The following is an 18935-nucleotide window of genomic DNA, read 5'->3' as shown; positions in this document are numbered from 1 at the left end:
TCACTTCCTTAACGTGGCGTTCAACCTGTTTTCGAGCGAGGTGAGGATATTCTGCGTTGCGGTATTCACCTCATCGTCATTAAGAGTGCGCGATGGATGCTGCCAGGTCAAGCCGACTGCAAGGCTTTTTCTATGCGGATCAATGCCTTTACCCTGATACACGTCAAATAGCCTGAGGTCCGTGAGCCATTCGCCTGCATTTTCACGGATTACGTCCAGCACAGCGCTGGATGCAACGTCGCGATCGGCCAGCAACGCCAGGTCACGCCGCACTTCAGGAAAGCGCGATAACTCCTGGAATTTCGGCATTTTCCCCAGTGCAACTTCAGCCAGAACCAGCTCGAAAACAAAGACGGGACGATCAAGGCCCAGGGTTTTCGACAATTCAGGGTGAATGGCACCGACATAGCCGACTTCACGCCCGTCACGCTCAATGCGTGCGGTCTGTCCTGGGTGCAGCGCCGGATGCTTGCCCGGCACGAAAGTGAACGCGTCGAGCGCACCGGCGAAGCCCAGTACCGCTTCCACATCAGCCTTGACGTCGAAGAAGTCGACGACATCGCGACCTTGTGCCCAGCCTTCCGGCAAACGACTGCCGCAGACGACACCGGCCAGCATCGGCTCTTGCTTCAAACCTTCCAACTGGCCGACAAAGCGCAGACCGCTCTCGAACAGACGCACGCGATCCTGCTGGCGATTCAGGTTGTGCTGGAGCGACTTGATCAGGCCCGGCCACAGGGACGAGCGCATGGCGGCCATGTCGTTGGAGATGGGGTTGGCCAGCAACAGCGGCTCGACACCCGGGTTGAACAGTTCGAACTGACGCGGATCGATGAAGCTGTAGGTGATCGCTTCCTGATACCCGCGAGCCACCAGCAGACGGCGCAACTCCGGCAGGTCGCTACGGGCTTCGGCCTTGGCCTGCGGGGCCAGGCGTGCCTGCGGGTAGCGAACCGGCAAACGGTTGTAGCCGTACAAACGGGCCAGCTCTTCGATCAGATCGACTTCCAGGCTGATATCGAAGCGATGGCTTGGTACTTCGACACGCCACTGCCCTGCCCCGTTGGCGCTGATGTTCAGGCCGAGGGCGCTGAGCAGACGCTCGACTTCGGCCGGGTCCATTTCCATGCCAAGCATCTGCGTGATGCGTTGGGCACGCAGGGTGACCGGTGCGATCTTGGGCAGGTGCTGTTCGCTGACGGTTTCGATGATCGGGCCAGCTTCGCCGCCAGTGATCTCCAGCAGCAGGCCAGTGGCGCGCTCCATGGCTTCACGGGCCAGTTGCCAGTCCACACCGCGCTCGTAACGGTGCGAGGCATCGGTGTGCAGGCCATAGGAACGGGCCTTGCCCGCCACGGCGATTTGGTCGAAGAAAGCGCTTTCAAGGAACACATCACGGGTCGTGGTGGAGACACCGCTGTGCTCGCCCCCCATTACGCCGGCAATCGCCAGGGCACGGGAGTGGTCGGCGATCACCAGCGTATCGCTGCGAAGGGTCACTTCCTGGCCGTCGAGCAGGACCAGCTTCTCGCCCTCTTCGGCCATGCGCACGCGGATTCCGCCGTTGATTTCGGCAAGGTCGAAGGCGTGCAGTGGCTGACCCAGCTCCAGCATCACATAGTTGGTGATGTCGACTGCGGCATCGATGCTACGCACGTCGGCGCGACTCAGGCGCTCGACCATCCACAGCGGCGTCGGCTTGGACAAGTCGACATTACGGATGACGCGACCCAGGTAACGCGGGCATGCTGCAGGCGCCAGGACTTCAACCGAGCGCACTTCATCATGCACCGCCGCCACGGTCGCAACCGCTGGGCGTGCCACCGGGGCAGCATACAACGCACCGACTTCACGGGCCAAACCGGCCAGGGACAGACAGTCGCCACGGTTCGGCGTCAGGTCGACCTCGATGCTCGCATCGTCCAGGCTCAGGTATTCACGAATGTCCTGGCCCACCGGCGCATCGGCCGGAAGCTCCATCAGGCCATCGTTGCCTTCGCCAATCTGCAGTTCAGCCTGGGAGCACAACATGCCGTTGGACTCGACGCCACGCAGCTTGGCTTTCTTGATCTTGAAGTCGCCCGGCAGTTCGGCACCGATCATGGCGAACGGAATCTTCAGGCCTGGGCGCACGTTTGGCGCACCACAGACCACCTGGAAGGTTTCCGCGCCATTGCTGACCTGGCACACCCGCAGCTTGTCAGCGTCCGGATGCTGCTCGGTGCTCAGCACCTCGCCCACCACGACACCGCTGAATGCACCGGCGGCCGGCGTTACGCTATCGACCTCAAGACCGGCCATCGACAGACGAGCAACCAGCTCGTCCCGGCTTACCTGCGGGCTTACCCAGCCGCGCAGCCATTGTTCACTGAATTTCATCCTGCTCTCCTAATAGATTCGTTACGGGTCTGCGGCCTAGCGAAATTGCGCAAGGAACCGCAAGTCGTTGTCGAAGAACAGGCGCAAGTCATTCACACCGTAACGCAGCATGGCCAGGCGTTCGACGCCCATGCCGAAAGCAAAGCCGGAGAACTCTTCCGGATCGATGCCGGACATACGCAGCACGTTCGGATGAACCATGCCGCAGCCCATGACCTCCAGCCAACCGGTCTGTTTGCAGACGCGGCAGCCTTTACCGCTGCACATCACGCATTCCATGTCGACTTCAGCGGATGGCTCGGTGAACGGGAAGTACGAGGGACGGAAACGCACCGCCAGTTCTTTCTCGAAGAACACCCGCAGGAACTCTTCGATCGTGCCTTTCAGGTCGGCGAAATTGATGTCGCGATCAACCAGCAGGCCTTCGACCTGGTGGAACATCGGCGAGTGGGTGATATCGGAGTCGCTACGGTACACACGGCCTGGGCAGACGATGCGGATCGGCGGCTGCTGCGATTCCATGGTGCGGACCTGTACCGGCGAGGTATGGGTGCGCAACAGCATGTTCGCATTGAAATAGAAGGTGTCATGCATCGACCGGGCCGGGTGATGGCCTGGGATGTTGAGCGCCTCGAAGTTGTGATAGTCGTCTTCGACCTCAGGACCTTCGGCAATGCCGTAGCCGATGTGGGTGAAGAACTGCTCGATACGTTCCAGGGTCCGGGTAACCGGATGCAGACCACCGGAAGTCTGGCCGCGGCCAGGCAGGGTCACGTCGATGGACTCGGCGGCAAGCTTGGCTGCCAGATCCGCTTCCTCGAACAACGCCTTGCGCGCATTAAGGACCTCTGTAACACGCTCCTTGGCAACGTTGATCAGCGCACCGACCTGCGGACGCTCTTCGGCCGGCAGGTTCCCCAGGGTCTTCATCACCTGAGTCAACTCGCCCTTCTTGCCAAGGTAGTGAACCCGGATTTGCTCCAGGGCATTGATATCTTCAGCGCTTTGCACAGCCTCTAGTGCTTGAGAGACCAGCGCATCCAGGTTTTCCATGTACAGACTCCAGATACAAAATAGGGGAAGAGCTTGAAGGCTCTTCCCCTATTTATGACGTTTAACACCTGGCCCCACAGAGGTGGGACCGGGTGACTGTCGGGGGTACTTAAGCCAAGGTGGCTTTAGCTTTCTCGACAATCGCAGCAAACGCCGCTTTTTCGTTCACTGCCAGATCAGCCAGAACCTTACGGTCGATCTCGATGGACGCTTTTTTCAGGCCGGCGATGAAACGGCTGTAGGACAGACCGTTAACACGAGCACCAGCGTTGATACGAGCGATCCACAGAGCGCGGAACTGACGTTTTTTCTGACGACGGTCACGGTAGGCGTATTGGCCTGCCTTGATTACCGCTTGCTTGGCAACACGGAATACGCGGGAACGCGCGCCGTAGTAGCCTTTAGCAAGTTTCAGAATTTTTTTGTGACGCTTACGGGCAATGACGCCACGCTTTACACGAGCCATGAGTTACTTCCTCTATTCTTGATCCAAAAATTAACGAAGGCGCAGCATGCGCTCGACTTTTGCCACGTCAGACGGATGCAGCAAGCTGCTACCGCGCAGTTGACGCTTACGCTTGGTCGACATTTTGGTCAGGATGTGGCTCTTGAAAGCGTGCTTGTGCTTGATACCGTTAGCAGTTTTCAGAAACCGCTTAGCAGCACCACTTTTAGTTTTCATCTTTGGCATGTTCGGATACTCCGCATTCAGTTGATAAACATAATCGCAAGGCCTGCCGTGCCCTGTTGATTACTTCTTCTTTTTCGGGGCGATGACCATGATCAGCTGGCGTCCTTCCATCTTAGGATGCTGTTCGACCGAACCGTACTCGAGCAGGTCTTGTTCAACCCGCTTGAGGAGTTCCATCCCCAGCTCCTGGTGGGCCATCTCACGGCCGCGGAATCGCAAGGATACCTTGGCCCTGTCCCCGTCACTCAGGAAACGTACCAGGTTGCGCAGTTTTACCTGGTAATCCCCTTCCTCCGTCCCTGGACGAAACTTGATTTCTTTTACCTGAATCTGCTTCTGGTTTTTCTTCGCTGCGGCAATCTGCTTCTTCTTTTCGAAGATCGACTTGCCGTAGTCCATCAATTTGCAAACAGGGGGTACTGCATCGGCAGAAATTTCCACCAGATCCAGTTTGGCCTCTTCAGCCTTAAGAAGCGCGTCTTCGATTGACACAATCCCAAGCTGTTCACCTTCAGCACCAATTAACCGAACCTCGCGTGCCGAGATATTCTCGTTGATCGGGGCTTTCGGTGCAGCTCGTTTATCTTGTCTCATTTCACGCTTAATAATAATTACTCCAAATCTGGGCGACCACGCCGGGAAACCGCTTGCGCGAGGAACTCAGCGAATTCGGCGACGGGCATCGAGCCCAGGTCAGCACCTTCACGAGTACGCACAGCGACAGTCTGCATCTCGACCTCCCGATCTCCGATAACCAAGAGAAAGGGAACCTTGAGCAAAGTATGCTCGCGGATTTTAAAGCCGATCTTTTCATTTCTCAAGTCGGACTTGGCACGAAATCCGCTTTGATTGAGAGTTTTTTCGACTTCAGCGGCAAAATCTGCCTGTTTATCAGTGATATTCATGATCACTGCCTGGGTCGGCGCCAGCCACGCAGGGAACGCACCCTCGTAGTGCTCGATCAGAATCCCGACGAAACGCTCGAAGGAACCGAGAATCGCGCGGTGAAGCATGACCGGGTGCTTGCGGCTGTTGTCTTCGGACACGTATTCGGCGCCCAGACGGATCGGCAGGTTAAAATCGAGCTGCAGGGTACCACACTGCCAGACACGGCCGAGGCAATCTTTCAGCGAGAATTCAATCTTCGGCCCGTAGAAAGCCCCTTCGCCCGGTTGCAGATCGTACGCAAGGCCCGCGCTATCAAGTGCGGCGGCCAGGGCTGCTTCGGCGCGATCCCACAACTCATCGGAGCCGACGCGTTTTTCCGGACGAGTGGACAGTTTCATCTCGACTTCGGTAAAGCCGAAGTCCCGGTAGACGTCCATGGTCAGCTTGATGAAGGCAGCGGATTCGGCCTGCATCTGCTCTTCGGTGCAGAAAATATGCGCATCGTCCTGGGTGAAGGCACGCACGCGCATGATGCCGTGCAGCGCACCCGATGGCTCGTTACGGTGGCAGGCACCGAACTCGGCCAGGCGCATCGGCAGCTCGCGGTAGCTTTTCAGGCCCTGATTGAACACCTGCACGTGGCAAGGGCAGTTCATCGGCTTGATGGCGTAGTCGCGGTTTTCCGACTGGGTAGTGAACATGTTGTCGGCATAGTTGGCCCAGTGCCCGGATTTCTCCCACAGGCTACGGTCAACCACTTGCGGCGTCTTGATCTCCAGGTAGCCGTTTTCACGCTGGACCTGGCGCATGTACTGCTCGAGCACCTGGTACAGGGTCCAGCCGTTCGGGTGCCAGAACACCATGCCAGGGGATTCTTCCTGGGTGTGGAACAGGCCAAGGCGCTTGCCGATCTTGCGATGGTCACGCTTCTCGGCTTCCTCGATACGCTGGATGTAAGCCGCCAGTTGCTTCTTGTCGGCCCAGGCGGTGCCATAGACGCGCTGCAACTGCTCGTTCTTCGCATCGCCACGCCAATAGGCGCCGGACAGCTTGGTCAGCTTGAAAGACTTCAGGAAGCGGGTATTCGGCACATGCGGGCCACGGCACATGTCGACGTATTCTTCGTGGTAGTACAGGCCCATGGCCTGCTCGTCCGGCATGTCTTCCACCAGACGCAGCTTGTAATCCTCGCCACGGGCCTTGAAGACTTCGATGACTTCAGCGCGCGGGGTGACTTTCTTGATGACGTCGTAATCTTTCTCGATCAACTGCTGCATGCGCTGTTCGATGGCCGCCATGTCTTCCGGCGTAAAAGGACGCTCAAAGGCGATGTCGTAATAGAAGCCTTCATCGATGACCGGCCCGATGACCATCTTCGCGCTCGGGTACAGCTGCTTGACCGCATGGCCAACCAAGTGCGCGCAAGAGTGGCGAATGATCTCCAGCCCCTCTTCATCCTTGGGCGTGATGATTTGCAGCGTGGCGTCGCTATCGATGATGTCGCTGGCATCGACCAGTTTGCCGTTGACCTTGCCAGCCAGGGTGGCCTTGGCCAGACCCGCGCCAATGGATGCGGCGACCTCGGCCACGGAGACCGGATGATCGAATGAACGTTGACTGCCGTCGGGAAGAGTAATAGTTGGCATGGCGCCTCCTCTCCTAGTGGTGACCCCTACCAAAGGTCACGTGGGTTGGGATGAGCCAGTACAAGATCCAGTCCAGGCCATTCAATGACGAACGCCTGCCTTACAGCGGCAGGAGCCTTGCGGCCAACCGGGAAAACCGAACCAGAGTGACTGGGATTCAAATCAGGGTTAATCGAACATTTGCCGCCGCCGGGACCTGTGGTCCTCCGAAGCCTGAAAATACCCGAGCCCGGCATGCTAGCACAGATGAACGGTCATCGCCGCGCCCGGATTGAAGCGAACGTAAATCCACGGTTTTTATGCCAGAGTGCTGAACTGAACCGCCCGCTACGCCTCAGATAACAAGACATTGACCCGAAAGGAGCATCTCAGCATGCGTCTGAACACATTATTTGCAGTAGTCGCCCCCCTCGCCCTGCTGCTTCCGCTGACCGCCCACGCCGAATGGCCCAAGGGCGAGCGTGAGAAGTACATGGCCCAGTGCACCGAAGCGGCAACGCCGCAGATCGGCGCGGCGGCCGCCAAATCTCATTGCGCCTGCGGCGCCGATGCGATCAAGTCCTACCCAGCCAAGGACATCCAGGCCCTGATGGACAACCAGGCCACTCCGGCGCTGCAGCAAAAGGCGCTGGGACAGATTGCAAAATGCAAGCCCGACAGCAAGGCTAAAAAGTAAGATCAGGGGTCTTTGCACGGAGCCGTGCCTCGATAAAAAACGCTGATTTCGGGTCTTTTTGACCGATTTATTCAGGTTTTTCAGCTTTTTTTATCGTCTTTACGTTCAGCTAAAAGCCTTTAAAACCGGGCCTTTCAGCCGGATCAGGCAGTAAAGAAAACGCGACTGATTGGCAAACAGCGCCTCCGGGGGGCTCCCAAATCGAACATTTCGACTATGATACCCCGGTGTGCCCAGTTGGCCTGAGCAGCACAGTACACTGAAAATATATGTTTCTTGGAGATACACCATGTCTAATCGCCAAACCGGCACCGTTAAATGGTTCAACGATGAAAAAGGCTTCGGCTTCATCACTCCTACAGGTGGCGGTGACGACCTGTTCGTACACTTCAAAGCTATCGAAAGCGACGGTTTCAAAAGCCTGAAAGAAGGCCAGACCGTTTCCTTCGTGGCTGAGAAAGGCCAAAAGGGTATGCAAGCTGCACAGGTTCGCCCAGAGTAATTACTCGGCGAACACAAAAAACCCCGTCCATGTGACGGGGTTTTTTATGGCCGATTAAAAACTCAATCAGCCGCAGTTCACCCGGTTGATGACCAGATTGGCATCAGTATTGAGATTCAGGCGATCCGAGCGGTACTCAAGCGTCACCATGTCGTTGGGCTTGAGAATCCGCGCATTCTGCGCACCGGCACGGGTGCGGGCTTGTTCCAGCAGTTGCGGCGTGGCCTTCTTGCCAATGGCAAACTCGGCACCTTTTGCTTCGCAACGGCTGTAGCCTGTTTCTGTTGCCACCGGATCAGGGGTCGATTCAGAGGTGCTGCTGCAACCGCTCAAGAGCGTGACGGCCAGCAAAGTACCCAATGACGCGAGCTTCCAAGGCATGAAGCCTCCTTTTGTTGATGATTAAACAGAGAGCGTGCGACAGCCCAAACGAAGCTTGGTTTCAAGCCAAGGGCTATCATGGTGCCCTCATCTGGAAAACGGGCAGTTTGCCTGAGCCGGCCTCCCGGTTCAGGGGTGAATCGTGACTGAATATGAATGGTGCTCAGTAAACGTCGATATAGTCAAAGGGTGGATTCGGCCAGTTGTCTTTCAACGCATTGTAGATTTGCGTGACCCAGACCTCGTCGCTGGCGGCGACCCGCCCGACGTAGCCAGAACCTTTCGCCCACGTTTCCAGCCGAAACGATAGCCCGTCGATGTCCACACCACCCACCACACCCGAAGACAAATAGGCGATACCCGCCCTGGTCACGCGCAGTTGGGTGTGCTCGTCATCACTGGCCGACGCCAGCAACTGACGAACTGCGTCAAGGGTCAACCCGTCAGGAGCGTTCAAATCGATCTGCACGGCGGGGGCCTCTTCAGAAAGTCAAAAAGCAAGTGTCGCACAGCCCCTCCCTGATGCCTAAGTCGCAGTGCAAAACCCCAGGCAAAAATGGTTAACTCAACCTACAGACTTCTCCATTCGCGAGCCCGATCATGAGCACCGTCAGCATCGAAGCCACCATCAATGCCAAATGGTCGGAGGGCCACAGCTCCTACAGCCCTGGCAGCCCCGAAGAACTGGCCATCATCGGTATAGAACTGTTGGTGAAGGAATTGGGAACGAAGGCCGCCTTGAACTTTATCCAGCAAGCGTTCGAACGATACCCGAGCAGCATTGAAGCGCTGGATTGAAACACACCCGCAGACCTCGGCCCGCGAGTGTGCGACAAGACGGGTTACTTCAGACGCGCCAGACGCTCGGTCAGTAGGTCAAAAAAGCCTTGAGCATCGCCATCCTGCACCCAATAGGCATTTTTGGGCGCCTTCAGGCCGTCGTACCAGTCAACGATGGTCTGCCCGAACGTTGGCCCCTCACGGCTGTCCACCACGACATTGACCGAACGCCCGGTAAACAACTGCGGCTTGAGCAGATAAGCAACCACCGTCGCATCGTGCACCGGCCCGCCCGTCATGCCGTAGTGCTCCATATCCCCTTTGACGTATTCGTTGAGAATATCGCCGACGATTTTGCTGGCCTTGTTGTTCACGGCAGCGATCTGTTTCAAACGTGCTTCGCTGGTGAGGATCTTGTGGGTCACGTCCAGCGGCAGATAAGTGAGCTTGACACCGCTCTTGAGCACCACTTCTGCGGCCTGTGGATCCGCGTACAGGTTGAACTCGGCCACGGGCGTGATGTTGCCGCCATTGAAGTGCGCGCCGCCCATGATCACCACTTCCTTGATGCCCTGGACAATATCGGGCTCCTGGATCAGCGCCAGCGCCAGGTTGGTCTGCGGGCCAAGCATGGCAAGGGTGATGCTGTGGGGCTTGGCGGCCTTGAGGGTATCGATCAGATAGTTGACAGCGTTGCCCTTGGCCAACCCCTTCTTCGGCTCATACACCTCGACACCCGACAGGCCTTCCTTGCCATGGATGTTTTCCGCGTAGATGGGGGTACGCATCATCGGCTTCGGCGCACCGGCATACACTGGCACGTCTTCGCGCCCCGCCCATTCCCGGGCCAGGCGAGCGTTGCGTGATGTCTTGTCCAGACGCACGTTGCCAGCAACGGTGGTCAGCGCACGGATATTCAGTTCTTCGGGGGAAGCCAGGGCAAACAACAGGGCAACCACATCGTCGGCCCCCGGATCAGTGTCGATGATCAGGTCTATCTTTTCCGCCGCTTGGGCGCTCGTAGCGGTAATCAGTGACAAAAGCAGCAGGCTCCGGAACAGTTGACGCATTTTCTGAGCATAGCGGTGCATGGCGCATTCCTTGTGCAGGGTTGACAGGATTAGAACGTTACTCCGGCAATCAACACGATGTTGCAGTACGGGGAGCATTCTCCCGTGCGAATAATCGCCCGAGCTTGTCGGCTGAGCGCCTTGAATTGTTCATGGCTGACCAGCTCCCGCGTGCCCAGCGCGCCATCGGCATGAAGTGCCTCCAGTGTCGCCAGGGCCGAGGGTTGTTTATCGAAAATTTCTTCCGCCAGTACATGGCTTTCCACCTGCATTTCGCTGAGCACCACTTTCAGGGTGCTGACGAAATCCGGAATGCCGTGGGTCAGGGCCAGGTCGATCAACTCGACCTGTGGGGGCACCGGCAAGCCCGCATCACCGATGACCACCTTGTCGCCATGGCCAAGGGAGGCGATCAGTCGCGACAGCGCGACATTCAACAACGGCGTCTTTTTCATGATTTGAAAGCCTGTACTTCCAGCAACGTGGGAATGGAGGGCTGTGCCCCCGCGCGGGTGACCGACAACGCGGCGGCAACCTGGCCAAAACGAATCGCCTCGACCTCACTTTTGCCGTCAGCCAACGCGGCCGCAAAGCCGCCAACAAAGGTGTCTCCGGCCGCCGTCGTATCCACCGCCTTGACCTGCGGCGCCGGGAAGTGTTGAAAATCCGCGCCGTTGGCGAACATCAGGCCCTGGGCGCCCAGGGTGACGATCACCTTGCCGGCACCGGCGGCGATCAATTGCGTCGCGGCGACTTCGGCGGTTTCCAGCGAGTCCACCGTCAGCCCGCTCAGCACGGCGGCCTCGCTTTCATTGGGAATCAAATAGTCGATATAGGCGTACCAGTCGCCCGGCAACGCACGGGAGGCCGGCGCCGGGTTTAGAATGACCGTCTTGCCCAGTTCCCGACCCCGCTTGAGTGCATGCCCGACGGTCGCGTCCGGCACCTCCAACTGGCAGACAATGACATCGGCGCTTTGCAGCACCTCATCGAACCGATCCAGGACATCAGTGGTGAGCACACCGTTGGCACCGGCAACGATAACGATCGCATTCTGACTGTCGTCGTCGACCACGATCAGCGCTACGCCGCTGGAGCCGTCCACGACACTGACCGATTGGCAGTCGATGCCCTCGGCCAGCAGCGCCCCGCGCAATTGCTGACCGTAGGCGTCACTGCCCACGCAACCGACCATGGACACCTTCGCTCCCAGGCGCGCCGCAGCCACGGCCTGATTGGCCCCCTTCCCTCCCGGGATGGTGCAGAACGATTCACCCATCAGCGTTTCACCGCCCTTGGGCAGACGTGGCGCACGGGTCACCAGGTCCATGTTCAGGCTGCCTATTACCACTACTTTTGCTGGCATACATCTTCACTCATCAATTCGGTTCAGCGGTATTGGGCGAATGTACCTGACAGCGGTGCAGTCGACTCTCGCAAGACAATGCTGGGCGTCACGATGCGCTGATCAGTGGCAAGCCCCGGCGTTGCGATCCGCCGCAACAGCACTTCAGCGGCCATCTCACCGAGCTGCAGGATCGACTGCCCCACCGTGGTCAGCGCCGGATAGACATAACGGCTCATCTGAATGTCATCGAAACCAATGACCGACAGTTCATGGGGCACGCGCACGTTGCGCTCGGCGGCGGCGCGCAACACACCGATGCCGATCATGTCGTTGGCCGCAAAAATCGCACTGGGTGGCTGATGCTCGAGCAGTCTGGCCGCCGCCTGATAACCACCGGTGCTGGTGAAATCGCTTTCGAGCATGCGCTCGACGGGCAGCTCGATTCCGGCCTCTTTCAGGGCGCGGCAGTAACCGGCCAGACGCATTTGCGCCACGCTGGTGTCCGCCGGGCCGCCGATAAAGGCGATATCACGATGGCCCAGCTCCAGCAGATGCCGGGTGGCCAGATACGCGCCGTGCTCATGGTCGATGCGCACCAGGTCCGCGTCGACACCGTCAAGCCCACGGTCGACGATGACCATGGGCGTACGCACGTTGGTCAGCCCTTGGGCGAGACCCACGTCGCCACCGGCGGAAGCGACGATCAGACCGTCGATACGCTTTTCCAGCAACACCCGCAGATAACTGCGCTGCTTGTCCGGGTTGTCGTCGGAGTTGCACAGGATCACGCAATAGCCGTTGCGCTCACAATAATCCTCGATACCCCGGGCCAATTCGGCAAAGTAGGGATTGAGACTATTGGGCACCAATAAGCCAATGGTCGCCGTGGTCTTGGCCTTCAGCGACCGGGCGACGGCGCTGGGCACGTAGTCGAGTCGCTCGATGGCGGCCTCGACCTTGAGCCGTACTTCTTCGCTGACCGGCCGCGACTTATTCACTACGTGGGACACCGTCGTGTAGGAAATTCCCGCGAGCGCCGCCACATCCTTGATCGTCGCCATGGCTCAGGCCCGCCGGCTGGCGCGCTGGCTGCGGTAGGTGTCGAGCACCACCGCAACCACAATCACCGCGCCGGTAATGATGCGCTTGGTCGGTTCGGAGGCGCCAATCTGCGCCAGACCCGCTGCCAACACGGAGATGATCAGCACGCCAAAGAAGGTGCTGATGACCGAACCGCGCCCGCCCATCAGGCTCGTGCCGCCGATGACCACCGCAGCGATGACCTGTAGCTCAAGCCCTGAACCGGCGTTCGGATCTGCCGCCTCCAGGCGGGAAATCTGGAACAGCGCGGCCAGACCGGCCAGCAACCCCATCAGGCTGAACACCAGGATCTTGTAAGGCTTTGGATTGATACCCGCCAGGCGAACGGCCTCTTCATTGGTACCGATGCCGATCAGGTAACGGCCAAACACGGTGCGGGTAAGCACAGCCTGGGCGATGAAGATCACCAGCAAGGCAATGATGAATGACGGTGAAATGCCGAAGGCGATCGGATTGGACAGCCAGGCGAAGGAATCCCCGATGTAGGCAGTCCGCGAGCCAGTCATCTGATACGCCAGGCCGCGAGCCATTTCCAGCACGCCGAGGGAAACGATGAACGATGGGATCCGCCACGCCACGGTAATCGAACCGGTCACAGTACCGGCCAGCGCCGCCACGGCCATGCCCAACAATGCGGCTGGCCAGACACTCCAGCCCCAGCCCAGCACCGCCACGCTTACCGTCGATGCGGCCAGGGCCAGCACCGACCCCACCGACAGGTCGATACCGCCAATGATCAGAATGAAGGTCATGCCAACCGCCAGCACCATGAGGTCTGGAATCTGGTTGGCCAGGGTGCTGAAGGTGTCATACGAAAGAAAATGGCTGCTCAGGACCGAGAACAACGCGATCATCGCCAACAAGGCCCCGGCCAGCCCCAGGTAGGTGCCCAAGCCATAGAAGTTGCCACTCGATTTGCCGACGGCAGATACGGTTTTCATGAGAAGTCCCTAGGCGCTGCTTCGTTGAGCAACGCATCACGTTTCTGGTAGCCGGCGAATGCGGCGGCAAGCAAGTCATCCTGGGTCCAGCTGTCGCGCTCGAAGGTGTCAATCAGGCGGCCGGCGGACAGCACGCCGATCCGGTCACAGATCAGCATCAGTTCCCGCAAGTCGCTGGACACCACAACCAACGCCTTGCCCTGGCGCGTCAGCTCACCGAGCAGCGCATAGATGTCGAATTTGGCGCCGACGTCGATGCCACGGGTCGGCTCGTCGAACAGCAACACCGAGCAATCGCGTTCCAGCCAGCGACCGATCACGACCTTCTGTTGATTGCCGCCCGACAGTTCGGACACCAACTGTGTCGGACTGGAGCTGCGGATTCGCATGGCGTCGATCTGGCGTTGCGCCAACGAGAACTCCTCGCTCCCATTGACGAAGCCGGCGCTGGAGATTTCCGGCATGTTGCCCAGGGCAATGTTGGCGGCGATGGATTGAGTCAGCAGCAGGCCTTCGCCCTTGCGGTCCTCGGTGATCAGCGCGATGCCGTGGGCCACCGCATCGGACGGCGAGCGAATGCTGACGACACGGGCCGGCGAGCCCAGCGCCACCGTGCCGCTGTCGGCCGTATCGGCGCCAAAGATCAGCCGCAGCAGCTCGGTGCGCCCTGCCCCGATCAGCCCGGAAATACCGAATATCTCGCCACTGCGCACCTCGAAGGACACATCGCGGACCTTGTCCGAACGGCTCAAGCCATTGACGGTCAGTGCTGGCGCGCCGATCTGGCGCGGCCCCAGGTCGATGTGCTCGCCCAGTTCCCGCCCAACCATCAGCGTCACCAGTTGCTCGCTGTTGTAGTTGGCGATGGGCTCGACGCAAACCAGGTTGCCGTCACGCAGCACTGCAATGCGCTGAGCCACTCGAGCCAGTTCTTCAAGGCGATGGGAAATATAAATGATCGACACGCCCCGAGCCTGCAGACGAGTGATCTGCTCGAAGAGCATCTCGACCTCACGAGCGGTCAGCATTGCGGTGGGCTCGTCGAGAATCAGCACATGGCAATCGCCGATCAGGTTGCGGGCGATCTCGACCATCTGCTGATGACCGATGCCCAACTCACCGACCAGCGTGTCAGGATCGATCGCATCCAGCCCCACCTGGGCCATGGCCTCGACCGCCGCTTTGCGCAGTTGCTTGCGACTGATCCAGCCGCCACGGCTGGGCAGGTTGTGGAGGAACAGGTTTTCGGCCACGGAAAGCGTCGGCAGCAGATTAAGCTCCTGCATCACCATGCGCACGCCAAGCTCTTCCGCCTGGGTACGGCTGCCGGGACGGTAATCCTGCCCCTGGAATTGCATCTGCCCGGTGGTTGGCGTCACCAGCCCGCCGATGATCTTGGACAGAGTGCTCTTACCGGCGCCATTTTCGCCGGTCAGCGCCAGCACTTCGCCGCGCATCAACGTCAAGTCGATGTCGCTCAGTACCGGTTGGGCATAAGTCTTGCCGATGCCGCTGACCGAAAGGACAGCGTTCGGGTCGCGAACGGACATAAAAAACTCTCCAATACGCTCGCCAACAAGGGCGAGCGTCGTTGTGTCGCCAGGATAACTACTGGGTCACCAGCTCGACCGGAGTTTCGATAACGCCGTTGGTGCCGCTGTCGACGGCTTCGCCCTTGAGGATCTTCAGGGCTGTCTCGATGCCGAAAACAGCCTGTTTGGCGGCGAACTGGTCGGCAGTCGCCAGGACGCGACCGTCCTTGAGCATGGGCTTGATGGCGTTGATGTTGTCGTAACCGACCACTTGCACCTTGCCCGCCTTGCCGGCAGCGCGAATGGCCGATACCGCGCCGACCGCCATGCTGTCGTTACCGGCCAGCAGTGCCTTGATGTTCGGGTATTCGCTGAGCATCGAGGCGGCAACCTGATTGCCCTTGTTGATCTCCCAGTCGCCCGATTGCAGGGAAACGACCTTGATCTGCGCCGCTTCCATGGCGTCCTTGAAGCCGGCGGTGCGCGCCTGGGCATTGGTAGTGGTGGACACGCCTTCGATGATACCGACCTCATCACCGGCCTTGAGCTGCTTGGCCAGGTACTCACCCACCAAGCGCGCGCCCTTGCGGTTGTCCGGCCCTACGAACGGCACCGTGATGTTTTTGCTTTTGACCACGGCCGGATCGAGCTGGTTGTCGATGTTGATCACGGTGATGCCAGCGTCGACGGCTTTCTTGATCACCGGCACCATGGCCTTGGAATCGGCTGGCGCGATGATGAGGGCATCGACCTTGGACACGATCATCTGCTCGACAATACGGATCTGGTTGGCGGTGTCGGTTTCATCCTTGATCCCGTTGGAGATCAGGTCGAAATCGGCGGAGTGTTCCTTCTGGTAGGCCTTGGCGCCATCTTCCATGGTCAGGAAGAACTCGTTGGCCAGGGATTTCATGACCAGGGCCACCTTGGGTTTTTCCGGGGTCTGGGCAAAGGCCGAAGAGAAAGGCAGCGCAGCGGATGCGGCCGCGAGCATGGCGACGGCGAGAAGGCGTCCAGCGAATGGCAACTTCATGGGTTCACTCCGATTTTATGATTATTTTGAGCAAAATCGTTGCACGGGAAGTCGCTCCACAGGCCGTCGCCAAACATCAACGAAGGCTGCGCAAACGTTTGCGTAGAGGGAACTATGGTAAAGCTTCCGAGATTTGTCAACGTGCGGATTTCACCGCAAGGCTGCCGGATCAGGCCGTCGTGTTGACCAAGGCACCCGAGCCAGTGCCCTTGGCCAGCTCTGTGATCAGATGGCCGGTGACCTCCATCAATGCACCACTGGTGTCGGCAATCTGGCCTTGTATCGCCATGACCGTCGAGGTCTTGGCTTCGGGTGTGGGATAGACCTGTTTCTGCGCAGCGGCCAACTGCTGTTGCTGCTCTCTGAGCTGCTGCTGAAGTTCTTGCATGCGCTTGAGCAACACCTGCACGGCAATGCTCTGGGTGCTCCCGCTCTTTTCGGTCTTGCCTTCGGACGCAGGGCTCATGCTCGTACGGACCTGGCCTGGCGCCTGCGTCAGGCCAAGTGTCTCATCGGCTGCCTCGGCGCTCGCTTGGCTCAAGGCCTTGAGCGTGGCCGCGGACTGGCCGCCGATGGTGACGGCCGCTGCATTTGGAAAGCCGACGGAAAACGACATAACAAAACTCCATGAATAAGATTCCTACGAAGGCCATCGACTGCTTGAGCGGCTTCTTTAGTTTAATTTTTCCTACACCAAAACGGAAAAAGCGTTGTCAGAGGATTTTCTTGAATTTTAAGCAGTTGCGTAAATGCCTACGGTTAAATACTGTACGCACGTACAGCTTAATAAGGATAATCCTGTGGCAACACCGTCCGCTGCATCTACCCCCTTAGATTCCTATACTCGACTGGGCCTTCGGGTTTCGAAAATCATCAACGCCCCCACCGCACAAAAAGCCAAGGCAGCCCTGATCTTCCGGCTTCCCGAGGAGCTGGTGGATGAGTGGGAGCGTCTGCTGGAAGAAATCGACGAGAACGACAACGTCACCCTCGCCTATCGCGACGATGGCGGTGTGCAGGTGTTCTGGGTTGTGCCGAAGGAAGATTGAGCCTGATGAGTGTTCGTTGTTTAGCTTTATTGCTTGTGATGGTCGCCATGGGCGCGCAAGCCGATGCGCCCCGTACGTTCAGCGAGGCCAAGAAAGTCGCCTGGAAGCTTTATGCTCCCCAATCCACCGAGTTCTACTGTGGCTGCAAATACTCCGGCAATCGCGTGAACCTGGCTGCCTGCGGTTATGTGCCGCGCAAAAACGCCAATCGCGCCGCGCGTATCGAGTGGGAGCATATCGTCCCGGCCTGGCAGATCGGTCATCAGCGTCAATGCTGGCAACAAGGCGGCCGCAAGAATTGCACCCGCCACGACCCAGTCTATCAACGGGCCGAGGCCGATCTTCATAATCTGGTGCCGAGCATCGGGGAAGTGAACGGCGACCGCAGCAATTTCAGCTTTGGCTGGCTGCCGGCGCAGAAGGGCCAGTACGGCTCATGCCTGACCCAGGTGGATTTCAAGGCCAAGAAAGTCATGCCCCGCCCTTCCATCCGCGGAATGATCGCCCGGACGTATTTCTACATGAGTAAACAATACGGCCTGCGCCTCTCGAAACAGGATCGGCGCCTGTATGAAGCCTGGGACAAGACCTACCCGGTACAGAGCTGGGAGCGCCAGCGCAACCAGAGCGTCGCCTGCGTGATGGGTCGTGGCAACGAGTTCGTGGGCCCGGTGAATTTGCAGGCCTGCGGCTGATCTCGCCTGTGGGAACAGCGCAAATCAACGGTGGGGGCGAGCCTGCTCGCGAGAGGGGCATGCCCCTCAACATCAACGTCAACGTCAACGTCAACGTCAACCGCAACGTTGGCAGATCCACCGCTATCGCGAGCAAGCTCGCTCCCACAGCTGCTGTGACTTAACTGACTTTTCGCTTGGGCGGGGTTTATTGAGCGGTCGGGTAATCCACTACCAGCGACTCGATGTTGCGCTTTTTCGCTCGAACCAGGGCGGCGTTCAATTGCGCCTGCTTCGCCTCGGCTTCAGCCTTTGAATTGAAAGGCCCGACCAGAACCCGGTCCTTGCCATCCTCTTTCACCACGTTTGATACAAAACTGTGCTCGATGAGCCACGCAGTCAGATCGCTGACAGCCTGTGGGATTTCGCCCCGGACTTCAACGCCCCACTGTGGCGCAGCGGCAGCGGTCGGCGTGAGGGTCGCCGCCACCTTCGGCTTCGGCGTGTCGACGTCACGCCCTTCACCGCATCCTGCCAGCGCCAATACCGCGATTACCCAAGCCAATTTGCGCACAACGTTTACCCCGGAAGACATGGAGCGGGGATTTTAACACTCAAGCCCGTCAATAACGCCGTAAACAGCGCTCAAAACACGAGAAACCTGCACGGCGTCTCTGTATAGTCGCACCCTGGGAATTAATGCTGCGTCTGCGCGTCAGAAAGAGGCACCCACATTGTGACACTTGGCACTAATCTATAAGCAGTACCGACATCTGCACTGCCTGAATCAGGTGCCCTATAAAGCAATCAAGGAGAACACCATGCTGATACTCACCCGCAAAGTCGGTGAAAGCATAAACATTGGTGACGACATCACGATCACCATTCTGGGCGTTAGCGGCCAACAAGTCCGTATCGGCATCAACGCTCCGAAAAACGTTGCGGTGCATCGCGAAGAAATTTATCAGCGCATTCAGGCGGGCCTTACCGCCCCTGACAAGCCGCAAACGCCCTGAACCCTGCAGCAGTCCGTAGCCAGCCCGTATGCATCGTCGCAAGGCTGGCTAAAGATTCATGCCGACCGTCCCTCACCCCTGCTCCATCCCGCCTTTGATTTTTCGTTCATCCCGTCAAACCGATACTAATGACATGGCCCATAGCATGGCTGTCAGACGTTTCGTTTTAATGGCG

23 protein-coding genes are annotated in these 18935 nt (G+C 58.7%); 6 read left to right on the top strand and 17 right to left on the bottom strand.

What is annotated here, in order from left to right; translation table 11 throughout:
* The 6 genes from pheT to thrS all read right to left on the bottom strand — a co-directional run bounded on the left by pheT (position 1) and on the right by thrS (position 6657).
* Positions 1-2379: a phenylalanine--tRNA ligase subunit beta gene (gene pheT, locus AAIS01_RS02955; protein ID WP_343467730.1), complete on the bottom strand. Its 2379-nt coding sequence runs from the start codon at positions 2377-2379 to the stop codon at positions 1-3.
* 36 nt (positions 2380-2415) lie between these two features.
* Entirely contained in the window at positions 2416-3432 is a 1017-nt protein-coding gene (gene pheS, locus AAIS01_RS02950; protein WP_047229332.1) for a phenylalanine--tRNA ligase subunit alpha, read from the bottom strand.
* 109 nt (positions 3433-3541) lie between these two features.
* Positions 3542-3898, bottom strand: a complete 357-nt coding sequence (gene rplT, locus AAIS01_RS02945) for a 50S ribosomal protein L20 (RefSeq protein WP_002553161.1) — start codon at positions 3896-3898, stop codon at positions 3542-3544.
* Between the two features lie 30 nt (positions 3899-3928).
* Positions 3929-4123, bottom strand: a complete 195-nt coding sequence (gene rpmI, locus AAIS01_RS02940; protein ID WP_002553160.1) for a 50S ribosomal protein L35 — start codon at positions 4121-4123, stop codon at positions 3929-3931.
* Positions 4124-4183: 60 nt separating this feature from the next.
* A complete protein-coding gene (infC, locus tag AAIS01_RS02935; protein ID WP_214913249.1) occupies positions 4184-4735 on the bottom strand; it encodes a translation initiation factor IF-3 in 552 nt (183 codons plus the stop codon).
* The gene (gene thrS, locus AAIS01_RS02930; RefSeq protein WP_343467729.1) at positions 4735-6657 is read right to left on the bottom strand and encodes a threonine--tRNA ligase; all 1923 of its coding nucleotides are present in this window, start codon (positions 6655-6657) and stop codon (positions 4735-4737) included. Before thrS ends, infC begins: the two co-directional genes overlap by 1 nt.
* Before the next feature lie 373 nt (positions 6658-7030).
* Here thrS and AAIS01_RS02925 point away from each other — a divergent pair, with 373 nt between their 5' ends.
* Together AAIS01_RS02925 and AAIS01_RS02920 are read left to right on the top strand one after the other, a co-directional pair.
* Complete coding sequence (locus AAIS01_RS02925) at positions 7031-7333, top strand: hypothetical protein (protein WP_343467728.1); 303 nt, start codon at positions 7031-7033, stop codon at positions 7331-7333.
* A gap of 289 nt (positions 7334-7622) precedes the next feature.
* Complete coding sequence (locus tag AAIS01_RS02920; protein WP_047229330.1) at positions 7623-7835, top strand: cold-shock protein; 213 nt, start codon at positions 7623-7625, stop codon at positions 7833-7835.
* A 66-nt stretch (positions 7836-7901) separates the two neighbouring features.
* Here AAIS01_RS02920 and AAIS01_RS02915 read toward each other — a convergent pair whose 3' ends face one another.
* Together AAIS01_RS02915 and AAIS01_RS02910 are read right to left on the bottom strand one after the other, a co-directional pair.
* Positions 7902-8216 carry an I78 family peptidase inhibitor gene (locus AAIS01_RS02915; protein ID WP_092399300.1) on the bottom strand — a complete coding sequence of 105 codons (315 nt, stop codon included), beginning with the start codon at positions 8214-8216 and terminating at the stop codon, positions 7902-7904.
* 163 nt (positions 8217-8379) lie between these two features.
* The gene (locus AAIS01_RS02910) at positions 8380-8685 is read right to left on the bottom strand and encodes a hypothetical protein (protein WP_343467726.1); all 306 of its coding nucleotides are present in this window, start codon (positions 8683-8685) and stop codon (positions 8380-8382) included.
* A 131-nt stretch (positions 8686-8816) separates the two neighbouring features.
* Here AAIS01_RS02910 and AAIS01_RS02905 point away from each other — a divergent pair, with 131 nt between their 5' ends.
* Positions 8817-9014, top strand: coding sequence for a hypothetical protein (locus AAIS01_RS02905; RefSeq protein WP_214912816.1), 198 nt, complete (start codon positions 8817-8819; stop codon positions 9012-9014).
* A 44-nt stretch (positions 9015-9058) separates the two neighbouring features.
* Here the strand turns inward: AAIS01_RS02905 and AAIS01_RS02900 are convergent, their stop codons facing one another.
* From AAIS01_RS02900 to AAIS01_RS02865, 8 genes are all read right to left on the bottom strand, one after another.
* Entirely contained in the window at positions 9059-10087 is a 1029-nt protein-coding gene (locus AAIS01_RS02900) for a nucleoside hydrolase (RefSeq protein WP_343467724.1), read from the bottom strand.
* Between the two features lie 29 nt (positions 10088-10116).
* Positions 10117-10521 (bottom strand): D-ribose pyranase, encoded by a 405-nt coding sequence (gene rbsD / locus AAIS01_RS02895; protein ID WP_343467723.1) that lies wholly within the window; start codon positions 10519-10521, stop codon positions 10117-10119.
* Positions 10518-11432, bottom strand: coding sequence for a ribokinase (gene rbsK / locus AAIS01_RS02890; protein ID WP_343467722.1), 915 nt, complete (start codon positions 11430-11432; stop codon positions 10518-10520). The genes rbsD and rbsK overlap by 4 nt, the downstream gene beginning before the upstream one ends.
* A gap of 23 nt (positions 11433-11455) precedes the next feature.
* Complete coding sequence (locus tag AAIS01_RS02885; RefSeq protein ID WP_343467721.1) at positions 11456-12475, bottom strand: LacI family DNA-binding transcriptional regulator; 1020 nt, start codon at positions 12473-12475, stop codon at positions 11456-11458.
* Positions 12476-12478: 3 nt separating this feature from the next.
* On the bottom strand, positions 12479-13456 hold the full coding sequence (locus tag AAIS01_RS02880) for an ABC transporter permease (RefSeq protein ID WP_343467719.1): 978 nt from the start codon (positions 13454-13456) through the stop codon (positions 12479-12481).
* Positions 13453-15006, bottom strand: a complete 1554-nt coding sequence (locus AAIS01_RS02875) for a sugar ABC transporter ATP-binding protein (RefSeq protein WP_343467718.1) — start codon at positions 15004-15006, stop codon at positions 13453-13455. The genes AAIS01_RS02880 and AAIS01_RS02875 overlap by 4 nt, the downstream gene beginning before the upstream one ends.
* 58 nt (positions 15007-15064) lie before the next feature.
* A complete protein-coding gene (locus AAIS01_RS02870) occupies positions 15065-16021 on the bottom strand; it encodes a sugar ABC transporter substrate-binding protein (RefSeq protein ID WP_092399316.1) in 957 nt (318 codons plus the stop codon).
* A gap of 169 nt (positions 16022-16190) precedes the next feature.
* A complete protein-coding gene (locus AAIS01_RS02865) occupies positions 16191-16637 on the bottom strand; it encodes a hypothetical protein (protein WP_343467717.1) in 447 nt (148 codons plus the stop codon).
* A 133-nt stretch (positions 16638-16770) separates the two neighbouring features.
* Between AAIS01_RS02865 and AAIS01_RS02860 the strand changes: the two genes are divergently transcribed.
* Together AAIS01_RS02860 and AAIS01_RS02855 are read left to right on the top strand one after the other, a co-directional pair.
* A complete protein-coding gene (locus AAIS01_RS02860) occupies positions 16771-17070 on the top strand; it encodes a DUF1654 domain-containing protein (protein WP_343467716.1) in 300 nt (99 codons plus the stop codon).
* 5 nt (positions 17071-17075) lie between these two features.
* Positions 17076-17765, top strand: coding sequence for an endonuclease (locus tag AAIS01_RS02855; RefSeq protein ID WP_186654570.1), 690 nt, complete (start codon positions 17076-17078; stop codon positions 17763-17765).
* Positions 17766-17952: 187 nt separating this feature from the next.
* Here AAIS01_RS02855 and AAIS01_RS02850 read toward each other — a convergent pair whose 3' ends face one another.
* The gene (locus AAIS01_RS02850; RefSeq protein ID WP_343467715.1) at positions 17953-18318 is read right to left on the bottom strand and encodes an SPOR domain-containing protein; all 366 of its coding nucleotides are present in this window, start codon (positions 18316-18318) and stop codon (positions 17953-17955) included.
* 247 nt (positions 18319-18565) lie between these two features.
* On the opposite strand from AAIS01_RS02850, the gene csrA reads away from it, so the two are divergent.
* Positions 18566-18760, top strand: coding sequence for a carbon storage regulator CsrA (gene csrA, locus AAIS01_RS02845; RefSeq protein WP_003179932.1), 195 nt, complete (start codon positions 18566-18568; stop codon positions 18758-18760).
* Positions 18761-18935: the final 175 nt, after the last annotated feature.

This window comes from Pseudomonas halotolerans, assembly GCF_039581215.1.
Lineage (GTDB): Bacteria > Pseudomonadota > Gammaproteobacteria > Pseudomonadales > Pseudomonadaceae > Aquipseudomonas > Aquipseudomonas tehranensis.
This window is presented reverse-complemented; position numbering and strand designations above follow the sequence as displayed.

Coding starts and splice junctions, on each gene's coding strand:
- rplT (WP_002553161.1), bottom strand. CDS start 3,898: ATGGCTCGTGTAAAGCGTGGCGTCATTGCCCGTAAGCGTCACAAAAAA.
- AAIS01_RS02865 (WP_343467717.1), bottom strand. CDS start 16,637: ATGTCGTTTTCCGTCGGCTTTCCAAATGCAGCGGCCGTCACCATCGGC.
- csrA (WP_003179932.1), top strand. CDS start 18,566: ATGCTGATACTCACCCGCAAAGTCGGTGAAAGCATAAACATTGGTGAC.
- AAIS01_RS02860 (WP_343467716.1), top strand. CDS start 16,771: ATGCCTACGGTTAAATACTGTACGCACGTACAGCTTAATAAGGATAAT.
- pheS (WP_047229332.1), bottom strand. CDS start 3,432: ATGGAAAACCTGGATGCGCTGGTCTCTCAAGCACTAGAGGCTGTGCAA.
- rbsK (WP_343467722.1), bottom strand. CDS start 11,432: ATGCCAGCAAAAGTAGTGGTAATAGGCAGCCTGAACATGGACCTGGTG.
- AAIS01_RS02920 (WP_047229330.1), top strand. CDS start 7,623: ATGTCTAATCGCCAAACCGGCACCGTTAAATGGTTCAACGATGAAAAA.
- rbsD (WP_343467723.1), bottom strand. CDS start 10,521: ATGAAAAAGACGCCGTTGTTGAATGTCGCGCTGTCGCGACTGATCGCC.
- pheT (WP_343467730.1), bottom strand. CDS start 2,379: ATGAAATTCAGTGAACAATGGCTGCGCGGCTGGGTAAGCCCGCAGGTA.
- AAIS01_RS02885 (WP_343467721.1), bottom strand. CDS start 12,475: ATGGCGACGATCAAGGATGTGGCGGCGCTCGCGGGAATTTCCTACACG.
- AAIS01_RS02855 (WP_186654570.1), top strand. CDS start 17,076: ATGAGTGTTCGTTGTTTAGCTTTATTGCTTGTGATGGTCGCCATGGGC.
- AAIS01_RS02880 (WP_343467719.1), bottom strand. CDS start 13,456: ATGAAAACCGTATCTGCCGTCGGCAAATCGAGTGGCAACTTCTATGGC.
- AAIS01_RS02905 (WP_214912816.1), top strand. CDS start 8,817: ATGAGCACCGTCAGCATCGAAGCCACCATCAATGCCAAATGGTCGGAG.
- AAIS01_RS02915 (WP_092399300.1), bottom strand. CDS start 8,216: ATGCCTTGGAAGCTCGCGTCATTGGGTACTTTGCTGGCCGTCACGCTC.
- rpmI (WP_002553160.1), bottom strand. CDS start 4,123: ATGCCAAAGATGAAAACTAAAAGTGGTGCTGCTAAGCGGTTTCTGAAA.
- thrS (WP_343467729.1), bottom strand. CDS start 6,657: ATGCCAACTATTACTCTTCCCGACGGCAGTCAACGTTCATTCGATCAT.
- AAIS01_RS02925 (WP_343467728.1), top strand. CDS start 7,031: ATGCGTCTGAACACATTATTTGCAGTAGTCGCCCCCCTCGCCCTGCTG.
- AAIS01_RS02870 (WP_092399316.1), bottom strand. CDS start 16,021: ATGAAGTTGCCATTCGCTGGACGCCTTCTCGCCGTCGCCATGCTCGCG.
- AAIS01_RS02875 (WP_343467718.1), bottom strand. CDS start 15,006: ATGTCCGTTCGCGACCCGAACGCTGTCCTTTCGGTCAGCGGCATCGGC.
- AAIS01_RS02900 (WP_343467724.1), bottom strand. CDS start 10,087: ATGCACCGCTATGCTCAGAAAATGCGTCAACTGTTCCGGAGCCTGCTG.